7 protein-coding genes are annotated in these 10,807 nt (G+C 76.4%); all 7 read right to left on the bottom strand.

What is annotated here, in order from left to right:
- A partial coding sequence (locus tag ACJOT3_RS05630; RefSeq protein ID WP_406969507.1) for a nitroreductase family protein occupies positions 1-1,383 on the bottom strand: 1,383 nt, incomplete at its 3' end.
- Positions 1,335-3,122, bottom strand: a complete 1,788-nt coding sequence (locus tag ACJOT3_RS05625; protein ID WP_406969505.1) for a TOMM precursor leader peptide-binding protein — start codon at positions 3,120-3,122, stop codon at positions 1,335-1,337. The genes ACJOT3_RS05625 and ACJOT3_RS05630, both read right to left, overlap by 49 nt.
- The gene (locus tag ACJOT3_RS05620; protein WP_406969503.1) at positions 3,113-4,759 is read right to left on the bottom strand and encodes a serine/threonine-protein kinase; all 1,647 of its coding nucleotides are present in this window, start codon (positions 4,757-4,759) and stop codon (positions 3,113-3,115) included. The genes ACJOT3_RS05625 and ACJOT3_RS05620 overlap by 10 nt, the downstream gene beginning before the upstream one ends.
- Positions 4,752-5,888, bottom strand: a complete 1,137-nt coding sequence (locus ACJOT3_RS05615; protein ID WP_406969501.1) for a hypothetical protein — start codon at positions 5,886-5,888, stop codon at positions 4,752-4,754. Before ACJOT3_RS05615 ends, ACJOT3_RS05620 begins: the two co-directional genes overlap by 8 nt.
- Entirely contained in the window at positions 5,885-8,635 is a 2,751-nt protein-coding gene (locus ACJOT3_RS05610; RefSeq protein ID WP_406969499.1) for a lantibiotic dehydratase, read from the bottom strand. The genes ACJOT3_RS05615 and ACJOT3_RS05610 overlap by 4 nt, the downstream gene beginning before the upstream one ends.
- Entirely contained in the window at positions 8,632-9,522 is an 891-nt protein-coding gene (locus ACJOT3_RS05605; RefSeq protein WP_406969497.1) for an ABC transporter permease, read from the bottom strand. Before ACJOT3_RS05605 ends, ACJOT3_RS05610 begins: the two co-directional genes overlap by 4 nt.
- On the bottom strand, positions 9,519-10,676 hold the full coding sequence (locus ACJOT3_RS05600) for an ABC transporter ATP-binding protein (RefSeq protein WP_406969495.1): 1,158 nt from the start codon (positions 10,674-10,676) through the stop codon (positions 9,519-9,521). The genes ACJOT3_RS05605 and ACJOT3_RS05600 overlap by 4 nt, the downstream gene beginning before the upstream one ends.
- Between the last annotated feature and the right edge of the window lie 131 nt (positions 10,677-10,807).

The following is a 10,807-nucleotide window of genomic DNA, read 5'->3' as shown; positions in this document are numbered from 1 at the left end:
GAACGCCCGCGCCCACGGGCCGAAGTCCACCGACAGGGTGAAGCCGAGCGAGGAGGAGGCGTTGGTGTCCCCGGTGCGCGGCACCGGCCGGTCGGGCCCGGCGCCGCCGGGGCGCAGCTCGACGGCGACCCGGTCGTCCACCCGGTCCCCGGCCAGCACGATCCGGTCCAGCCGCAGGGTGCCGGCCGGAACGGCCGGAACCGCCGCCGCCAGTGCTGCGACCAGCGCGCCCGTGACCTCGGCGCCGTCCTCGGGGGACACGTACGCGCTGGTGACCAGGTTGGCGGTGGACACCCCGCTGGTCCGCGCGTCCAGCCATCCCCGCAGCGCCGTTCCGGCCGCCGGACGTGCGGCCACGGCCGCCACCTCGGCCAGCCCCGCGGCGCCTATCACCACGGCCCCGGCGGCCTCAGCCGCCCCGGCCGTACCCCGCGGCCCTGGCGCGGCGGCGATGCTCGCCGTCCCAGCGGCCACTGCGGCCCCAGGCGTCTCGGCCGCCCCACGTGCCGCCGTGGTTGCCGCCTCCGGGCCAGCCTCTGCCGTCCCGGCAGCCACTGCGACCTCTACCGCCCCGGTGGTCACCTCGGTCCTGGGCGTCCCGGCCGCGCCGCGCGGCCCCGGATCGGCGGCGGTGCCCACTGCCCCAACGGCCACTGCGGTCCCAGGGGTCCCGTATGCCACAGGGGGCGCGGTGAGGAGGGCGCAGGGGGCGAAGCCCTCGGGGACCGGAATCCCCTCGGGGGCGAAGGCGGTGCGGGGGGCCAGACCGGCACGGGTCAGGGTCAGGCCCAGGGCGGCGGCGAGGTGTCCGCCCTCCAGCAGGGCCAGCGACGGGCGCAGCCGCCCGTACTCGGGCGGGTAGCGGCGGTGGTTCACCGCCACCACGATCCGCGCCCCGGCCAGGGCGGATTCCAGATCGGCGGGCAGCGGCGACCCCGCCCAGGGGTGCAGGGCGCAGGTCCGCGGATCCATCCGCAGACACCAGCCCTCCCCCTCGGCGGGCAGCAGGAAGAGGTCGGCGCCGAACAGCCCGCGCGGCGACGGGTAGGCGCGGTGCACCGGGTAGCGGTCGGCCGGGGAGACCCGGCGCACCCGCACCGCCTCCGCGCAGGCCGCCGCCAGCCGCGCCCCCGGCGGCCAGGGGCCACCGATCGCGGGGCCCGCGGCGTCCGCCGCGCGCAGCGCGGCCAGCGCCTCCCGCGCCGACGGCGGCAGCGGCACCCCGGCCGTCGTCCGCAGCGCCGGGTCGCCCAGCGTGCGGCCGAAGAACAGGGTCCGCACCGGCACCACGTTCTTGTCGTGCGACTGCGCGTGGAACGCCGCCAGCGCCCCCGTCACGGGAACGGGTGCGGGACCGGGCACACCTGGCCGGGTCGCTCCCACGGGACACCTCCCTCGAACAGGTCGGACGCCCGGCCCAGCCGTTCCAGGCCGCGCGTCCTGCGGTGGGTGTGGCCGAACGTCATCGGCAGCGCCCCCGGCACGATCACCTTCACCGACCGCACCCCGGCGGCCTCCGTGTACGGGGCGCTGCTCTGGTCCACGACGACCACGTCCAGGCCCAGGGCGTGCAGCGCCGCCAGGCGTTCGCGCAGCACCGCGCCCACATCGGCCCCGGCGAACGAGGACGGCCCCCGGGCGGCGAACTCCGCCGCCGACACCGTCCCGGACGGGTGCTCCAGGAACTCCCAGTGCGGCCGGGCCTCCCACAGCCCGTGCATGCCGGTGTGGTCCTCCAGCGTCTCGACCAGGGTGAAGTCGTCCAGCATGGGGCGGCACCGCTCCACGCTCACCGACTCCCGCATGCGCACCCACTTGGGGTACATGAGCGCGTTGGTGGCGGTCTCCTCCACCGCCGCCATCAGCGCCCGGCGCGGGTCGGGGTGGGTGCCGGTGGCCAGGCTCATCGCGGGGGCCAGCCCGGCGCGCACCGCCTCCTCGGGGGCGGTCACCGTGGCCAGCGCGGTGGGAACGCCCAGGTCGGAGGTGGCGTCCAGGACCCGCAGCCGCAGGCCCCGCTCGGTGAGCAGGTCCAGCAGGTGCACCAGGTCGGGGTGGTTCGCGGTGTCGACCTCGCGCAGCCGGGTGCGCGAGTACCAGGCGAGCAGGAACGCGTCGCGCTCGATCACCTCGAACAGCCCGTACAGGACGGCCTCGGCGAGGTCGCCGCCGACGGCGCAGCCGTTGGAGGACTCGTACAGGAAGCGGGTGTCGTCGGTGCCCGCGTGCCAGAACGCCACGTGTTCGGGCACCAGCACCGGGCGGCGCTCCCGGGTGGACCAGCCCCAGACCCAGTGGGTGGGGGTGTGCGGGGTGTAGGGGACCAGGTCGAACGCGGGGTGGCCGTGCCACTCGGGTTCGTGCAGGCCGAGCCGGGCGGGGTCGACGGCGTCGTCGGCCAGCGCGGCGTAGGAGCCCCACACGCGGGGCGCGCCGGTGTGGCGGTGGCCGCCGGTGACGCGTTCGACGCCTTCCAGCAGGGCGGGGACCTCGCTGTCGGTGAACCTCGTGGAGCGGCCGTAGCCGCCCTCGCGCCGGGTGTGGCCGGGGGCGACGGTCTCGCAGGTGACCAGGGACAGCGGGGACTCCTCGTCCCGGTACAGGTGGGCGACGGGGCCGAAGCGGAAGTCGAGCAGCCGCTCGCGCAGGTCCGCGCGGTCCATCCGCCGCACCCGCAGCGCCTCCCCGGCGACCGGGCGCGGGGCGTCCAGGTCCAGGCCGCCGGGCACGCCCAGCCCCTCCCCGCCGGGGAAGCAGTGCCCGCACCGCGGGTGGGGGACGAACGTGTGCCGGGTGACCTCGCCGGTGCGGCAGTCCAGCGCCCACAGCGCCCGCCGCATCGCGTCGGGGTCCGCCGCGGCCGCCCTGACCAGCGCGGTCCAGGTGTCCTCCCACAGGAGGAGGAGGTCGGGCTCGCCGCCCTCGGGGCAGGTGTCGCCCTCCAGGTCGCGCCGCCACAGCCCCGCGCACCGCGAACAGCCGGTGCCGTCGCCGACCCACGGCCCGACCACGGCCAGGGCGCCGCTCATCCCCAGGTGCAGCACCCCCTCACCGACCGGAACGCCCACGGGCTCGGCCAACGTCGCCCCCGCCGGCGACGGGATCTCGCTCGTCAGGTCCATGTGGCGACCGCCGTGTGGAGGCCGTGGGCGGCCCAGGGGGCGGCGCCCGCGGGGGCTGCGACGCGGACGCGGCCGGTGGCGGTGGCCCAGGCGGCGAGGGACGCGGCGGCGTCGGGGGTGCGGGCGGCGTGCGCCGCCAGGCCGGGCAGGTCCTCGCCCTGGACGGCGGCGACGGCGCGGAGCAGGGCCTCGCGCAGTGCCGTGTCGGGGTCGGCGGCCGCGCTGGAGGCGAGCACCCTCGGGTCGGTATCGGCTGCCGGGGTGAGGGGCGCCGTGTCGGGGGCGGTGGACTCCGGGTCCGGAGCGGCCGCCGTGTCGGGGGAGGGCGGGGCCGGGGTGAGGACTTCGGCGCGCCAGAGGCCCGCGTCTTCGAGCTCGTGGAAGCGGACGGTCGCGGTGACGCCCGCGCGGAGGGTGAGCGCGGCCCACAGGCGGCGGGCGGGCGCGGACATCGGTCCCGGGGGGTCGACCTCCTTCCACGGGACGGTGGCGCGCAGCACCAGGTCGCCGACGGCGTCGCCGACCGCCTCGGCGCGTGTCGAGCCCAGGCCGCGGCCGGCGGGGCCGGGGGCGCGCCAGGCCACGGCGTGCAGCGAGGCGATCAGGGCGTCCAGCCGGGCCTCGGCGGTGGTGGCGCCGCAGCCGCCCGCCTCGGCGCGGGCCAGCCCCACCGGGAGCTGGGGCAGGTCGCCCGGCGCGGGCTCGCCGACCGGCCCGAACACCCGGTCCCACAGGGGCGCGAGCGCGTCGAGGCGGTCGGTGAGCAGCGGCGCGGGTTCGGGCGCCGGGGGGAAGTCCCCGGTGCGTTCGGCGTCCAGCGGCGGCAGCAGCGGCAGCCGGTGGGGCTCGGAGACCAGTTCGTCGGTGGTCACCAGGAACTCCGGGTTCGCGGCGTCGGCGGTCCCACCTGTCACTCGGGCCACGTGCGCCACCACGGCCAGCGCCAGCTGCGCCGCCACCAGGGTGCGGGCGGCCTCCGACTCCGGCGCGCCCGGGTCGGCGCCCGCGGGTTCGTCCAGGGCGGCGGCCCAGGCGCGCAGCGCGGCGAGCGCCTCCGGGGAGGCGGAGGCGTCGCGCGGCCCCGCCGCCCACACGCCGTGTTCGGCGACGATCACGTGCAGGGCCTCCGGGTGCCCCGGCACCGATGAGCGGACGGTGGCCAGCACCCCCGGTTCCGGCGGCCCGGTGTCGGCGGACACGTCGCGGAACCCCGCCCGGCCCAGGGCCCGGCGCACCGCCGCCTCCACCGGGACGGACTCCGCGCGCACCCGCACGGCCGTGCCCGCCAGCGCCCGCAGGGCGGCGAACGGTCGTTCGGTGAGAGCTTCCAGGTGCGGGTAGGCGGCCTGCTCCGTCGCGGAGAGCCCGTGCTCCTCCTCGGCCTCGCGCAGGAACCCGTGTTCGTCCAGCTGGTCGAGGATGCCGACCAGCACCGCCCGCCCCTTGGCCGGGAACCTCTCCACCAGCGCCGCCCGGGTGAACCCCGAGCGCAGCACCGGCTCCAGCGCCCGCCACACCGCGTCCGCCGGGGCCCCGCGCAGCACCACCGCGGTCGCGCCCATGCTGACGGCGACCCCCTCGGCGGCCAGCGACCGGGCCCGCACGGCCTTCTTCAACCGCAGCATCGGCTCAGGCACCACCCGTCCACGGCAGGGTCGGCTTGAGCCCCGGGTCGCCCTGCTGGTGCTCCACCACCCGGCGCACCGTCTCCTCCCAGGTCTCGCCCACCACCTCCTGGGCGGCCCCGGTGAACAGGTACGCGATCGAGTACCGCTGGATCGGGGTCACCCCCATCAGCGGCAGCAGGTCGAAGAAGCAGTTGATGAGGAACCGGAACGCCGCGAACCCGTACCCGTCGCCCAGCCGCGTGAAGTCCAGCTTGCGGAACTCCCGGTGGAAGTCGCTGTAGGACCGCTCGTCCGACCCGCTCCACCGCACCCGCACGTCGTCGCCGAACCGCGCCGCCGTGGCCAGCCGGTCCTGGTGCGGGTAGGGCAGGATGTGGTCCCTGCGCGCCAGCTCCACGGCCCGCGGCAGCCACCGCCGCGTCCACTCCAGCCACCCCGCCGCCGAGGGGTCGGCGGCCGTCCCCCCGTGGATCGGGGCCAGCAGCGCCACCAGCTCCTCGCGCTGGGCCCGGTAGGACTCGGCCAGCCGCTCCTGCGCCGTCCCGTCCGGGTCGGACCAGTGGAAGTACTCCTTCCAGTGCGACAGGAACGCCTGGTACCCCGACCGCAGCCCCCACTCCGGGTACTGCGACGCGATCGCCCCCATCCCCGAGAACACGTGCGCGAACACACCCGTCCCGTCCACCCGGTCGGCCACCAGCCCCAGCCCGTCGGTGAGCACCCGCCCCTTGAGCGCGATCGCCTCGGGCCCGCGCAGGAACGTGTCCACCGGGTCGCCGTCCAGCCGCAGCACCGAGTTGTCCGGTTCCAGCGGCGTGTACGGGGGCTCCACCAGCTCCAGGCGGCCCATGCGCTCGGAGAACGCCGTGTACCGCGCCGGGTCCAGCGCCGCCGTGGACGGCCGCCGCTCCAGGAACGACCGCGTCCACGCCTCGGCCTCGGCCGCGGTGTCGGCGACCGCCGCGTCCTCGCCGTCCAGGTACAGGACGCAGTGCGGCCCCAGCCGCCAGTGCAGGTGCAGCCACGCCGCGGTGATCCCCGGCCGGGCCGCCGCGTCGCGGGCGGCCGGGACCAGGCATTCGCCCAGCAGGGCCGCCTTGTCGCTGTCGTAGTAGGTCACTCGGAGTCCGACGGTCACGGGACCAGCCTCACTTCGCCTGGGGGATCGGCCGCCTCGGGGGCGGTGGGGACGACGGCCAGTTCGAGGAACACCTCGGTGGCGTGCCGGCCGCGCGGGCCGCTGAGCCCCGCGTCCGCCGGGTCCGGGGACATCTCCTCCACGAGCAGCAGCGGCCCCAGGTGGTCGAGCCGCTTGGCGGCCGTCGCCGTGTGCAGCCTGCTCAGGAAGTCCAGGTGCTGGGGCTTGGGCGCCATCGCCCGCTCCAGCGGGCCCAGCCGGGAGCCCTGGAGCGGCCGCGCGAACACCTGGTCGGGGATGCCGCGGGCCAGCCGCAGCGTGTTGACCCGCCGGTGCAGTTCGGCGGGGGACTCGCCGGGGCGCGCCGCCAGCTCCGCGGTCTCCAGCGCCCACCGGCGGCGGAACAGGGTGACGGACCCGGCCCGGATACGCGGCACCGCGCCCGAGAACCCGTCGGCCTCCCAGCGGGCGTGCAGGTCCATGACCGTGTCGCCGAAGGAGAAGAACGGCGAGTCGGCGACCATCGCCACGAGCATCTCGTCGTAGGGCAGGGCGTGCGGGACCAGGAAGCCGGTGTACACCGGGTCGATCTCCTGGTCCGTCTCGCCGCCGTCGCCTTCGCCGCTGGCGCTGCCCCCGCCGGCGCCGCCGCGCCGGACCAGCCGCAGTCCCTCCGGGGTGTGCACCAGCGCCAGGTCGGCGGTGGCGGGGCCGGGCAGCAGCACCGGTTCGTCGCGCAGCGCCAGTTCCTCGTCGGCCAGCGGCGGCGCCAGGTTCGCGTTGAACCCCAGCGCCGACCGCATGTGGACGGTGGGGGTGCCGGGCGGGCCCGATCGCCGCACGTGCTCGGCGACCCGGTCGCGGGCCCGCTCCGGCAGAGCGGACAGGAACCGGCTGAAGTACCGGGCCCGTCCGCCGTACAGGTGGTTGAGGACGAGCCGGCCGCCGTCGGGCTGGCCGAACACGGCCAGCGAGCGGCGCGCCGTGAACTCGCGCTCGGGGAGGAGGTCGGCGATCTCGGCGACCACCGACGGGTCGACCTCGACCTCTTCATCGGTGCCGGTGCCGGTGCCGGTGCCGGTGCCAGTACCGGTGCCGGTGCTCCGGGCCAGGTCGGCCAGGTGGTCGACGGCCCGGCGCCGGGCCGCCACCAGGCGCCGCAGGTCCTCGCCGGGGTCCGGGACGCCGTCCAGGTCCCCGGCCATCAACCGCTGGGTCAGCGGGAACGCGGCCCGCGCGTGCGCGGCGAACCCGTCCAGGTCGTCGCAGCGCCCGCCCGCGCCGTACCGGGACACGAACACGCTCTCCAGCGCGCCCGACAGCATCCGCTGGTCGTCCAGGGCGAACAGCAGCGGCATGATCCGCCGCAGGTCCGCCGTCCACTCCCGGGTCCACGCCCGCGGCACCGGGGCGCCCCGGGACACGTGGCAGTCCTCCACCAGGGGGGAGGCCGCGACCTCGGCGGGCGCCGGGTCGGCCCCCGGCGGGGTCACCGCCGCCGACCACAGCCGCGACAGGTGCGTCACCGCGCGGGCGCGTTCGGCGCCGTCCGCCTCCGCGAACCCCTTGAGGGTCTCCTCGGTGGCTTCGAACGCCGCCGCCATCCGCGCCGCCACCGGGCCCGGCAGCCGGCGCACCAGCTCGTGCCAGCGGCGGTCGTACTCCGGGTCCTGCTCGGCGGCGGGCGCCCAGGGCACCAACACCCCGGCGTCGATGAGCTTGGCGAGCACGCCGCCCAGCGCCTCCGGAGACTGCCCCAGATCCGCGGCCAGCCCCTCGGTCAGCACCCGCAGCACCACCGGCCGGGCGGCCCGGCGTTCCAGCGACGTGACCAGGGTGTCCCAGGCCCCGGCCAGGGGCAGGCGCACCTCCTCCTCACCGAACGCCTCCGCCCGCGCGCCCGGGGAGGGCGGCGCCCAGCGGCGCCGCCGCACCAGCAGCCGGTCGCCCTCGCGGCGCGCCCCGCCGGTGAGCACCCACTCCAGCTCCGGGCGCGCCGCCGGATCGGCGGCCAGCGCCCGCGCGGCCTGGCGCACCAGCAGCCGGCGCAGCCCCGTCACCGTGGTGGAGCGCAGGGGCTCCCCGTCGCGGGTCGGTGAGGACGGGTGCTCCAGCTCGTCGAAGAACACCCCGGTGTACAGCGAATACGGGCTCACCTTGACCGTGGACCGGGAGTGGTAGCGCACCAGGGCCGGCTCGGCCTTGCGCATCCGCTTGTCCGGGTTCCGGTCGCCCGGGGCCGCCGCCCGCGCCGCCACCGCCCGGTGCAGGTCCGGGCTGGACAGCGCGGTGCTGCGGTCGGTGGCCGGGTCGCGTGCCCACGCGGCGAGCTCGGCGCGTTCCTCGGCCAGCGCCGCCGGGTGGGCCTCGTCCAGGGTGGCGGTGGCCAACCGGGTCCGCTCCCAGCTGTCGGCCCACTCGCCCAGCGCCCCGATCCGCCACGCCAGGTGGTTGCCCACCAGGGGTGTGCGGGGCGGGCGCCGGTTGAAGACGTCGCGTTTGACGGCCAGCGCGGTCCGCCGGTCGGCCTCGTCCTCCAGGGTCGGGGCGAGCAGGTGCAGGGCCCGCGTCAGGTGGTCGCGGATGCGTTCGCGGTGCGCCTCCTCCTCGACGAGGGTGTGCAACAGGTCCCGCTCCAGGTCGGCGCGGGCCGAACGCAGCGGGCGGTAGGGGTACAGGTTCACGCGGGAGACCAGGTACGGGCCCTCCACGTGGCCGAAGCGGTCGGCGGGACCGGGTGTGCTCACTCGCCCTCCGTGCCCGCGTCCGTGGCCTTGCGCTTGCCGGAGCCGAACCCGCGGGGTTCGCGCTCCGACGCCCACCGGAACCAGCGCAGCGCCACCACGGTGCCCACCAGCGACCAGCCCAGCAGCAGCCACACCGACGGCCAGTCCCACAGCGGCCCGCTCTCCGACAGCGCCCCGTGCAGCAGCAGCGTCAGCGGACGCCCGGGCAGCACGTCCACGATCGCGCCCAGGGTGTCGCCCAGCGGCAGGATGATGAACCCGCCCGCCAGGAACGCGGTGGGGAAGAAGATGCCGTTGACCATCGGCACCGCGGCGTCGGCGTTGGGCGGCAGCAGGGAGGCCGCCGCGCCCAGCGGGGCCATGCAAAGGAACCCGAGCGCGATCGCGGCCAGCAGCAGGGGGACGCGGTCCAGGGGGACGCTCACGCCCATGAACGCGCCGATCCCGGCGATCACCACGAGCACGATGACCGTGGTCAGCAGGGTGTTGGCGAGGTAGGCGCCCATCACGGTGATCGGTTTGACCGGGGTGGTGCGGAAGCGCTTGAACAGCCCGTGGTGGCGGCGGATCGCCAGCCCGATCGCCACGTTCGCGAACGCCACCGACATCAGGGCGAAGCCCAGCACACCGCCGAAGCTCAGGTTGGCCTGGGTGATGGAGTAGTCGCCCAGGTCCAGGACGTTGTCGGCCTGGGAGCGGAACGCCAGCCCGAAGCCGAGGTAGAACATCACCGGCATCAGCACGATGAACGCCAGCGTGATCGGGGAGCGCCAGAACTCCTTGAGCTCCCCGTCCACGTGCAGGAGGAAGGTGCGCAGCCCGTTGGCGCGGGCCCCCGCGCGGGGGGCGGGGGAGGGGGCGGCGGGGGTGGTGTCGGTGGTGCTCATTCGGCCTTCCCCGAGGTGGTCGTCCCGGCGCCGGTCTTGGCGGTGGTGGTCTGCTCGGCGGTGGTCTCGGCGCCGGGGTTTCCGGCGGTGGTCTTCTCAGCGGTGGCTGTGCCGGCGGTGGCCGTGCTGCCGGCGGCCTGCCCGGCGGCGGCCTCGCCGGAGGCGGACTTCTCCGCGGTGGGGCGGCCGGCGGCGGACCCGTCCGCGCCCGCGTCGAGCATCGCCAGGTAGGCGTCGTCGAGGGTGGGCGGCACGATGGTCAACCCGCTGATGGTGGTCTTCTCCTGTTCCGCCCAGGCCTGGACGTCGCGGACCACGGCGTCCTGGTCGTCGGTGTGGATGCGAACGCGCCCGTTGACCAGGCTCGCCCCCTCGGGAAGGCGGTCGGCGTCCACACCCGGGTCGGCGAACTCCACGACGGTGAACGCCGAGGAGGCCCGGACCAGCTCGTCCGGGGTGCCCGAGGCCAGGAAGGAACCGTCGCGGATGACGTGCACCCGGTCGGCCAGCTCCTGGACCTCGGCGAGGTCGTGAGAGGTGAGGACGACGGTGGTGCCGCTGTCGCGCAGCCCCGCGACCAGGCCGCGGATGCGGCGGCGCGACACCGGGTCCAGGCCGGTGGTGGGCTCGTCGAGGAAGAGCAGCTCGGGGCGGCCGGTCAGGGCCAGCGCCAGGTCGAGGCGGCGTAGCTGGCCGCCGGAGAGGGACTTGACCAGGGCGCCGCGCTTCTCGGCGAGGTCGACCTGGTCGAGGATCTCGTCCAGGCCCACCGGGTCGGGGTAGTAGGAGGCGTGGCGGCGCAGGATGTCGCGGACCGACAGGCCGGGTTCGAGCATGGACTGCTGGAGGACGACGCTCATCCGGGTGCGCAGCCGGGCGAAGTCGCGGCGGTCGCCGGGGTCGAGCCCCAGGACGGACAGTCGGCCGGAGGTGCGGCCGCGGTGCCCCTCCAGGATCTCGATGAGGGTGGTCTTGCCGGCGCCGTTGGGGCCCAGCAGGGCGGAGACGGTGCCGGCGGTGACGCGGTAGGTGACGCCGTGGAGGACCTCGCCCTTGCCGTAGTTCTTGGTGATGTCCACGGCCTCGATGGCGTGGTCGGTGGAGGCGGCGGCGGACGCGGGGTCGCCGGAGCCGCCGGTGTCGCTGCGGTGCACGTGTGCTGCCCTCGGTGTTCTCTTGGGGTTCGCGGGGTGGGGGCGGCTCCCCGACCGGTGGGGAACCGCCCTGGGCGCGTGGCCCGGATCAGAACCGGATAGCTGATCCGGATAGAACCGGATGACAGATC

It is taken from the genome of Nocardiopsis protaetiae (genome assembly GCF_045446735.1).
Lineage (GTDB): Bacteria > Actinomycetota > Actinomycetes > Streptosporangiales > Streptosporangiaceae > Nocardiopsis > Nocardiopsis protaetiae.
The sequence above is the reverse complement of the archived record's forward strand: the minus strand, read 5'-3'. Positions and strand labels throughout refer to the sequence as shown.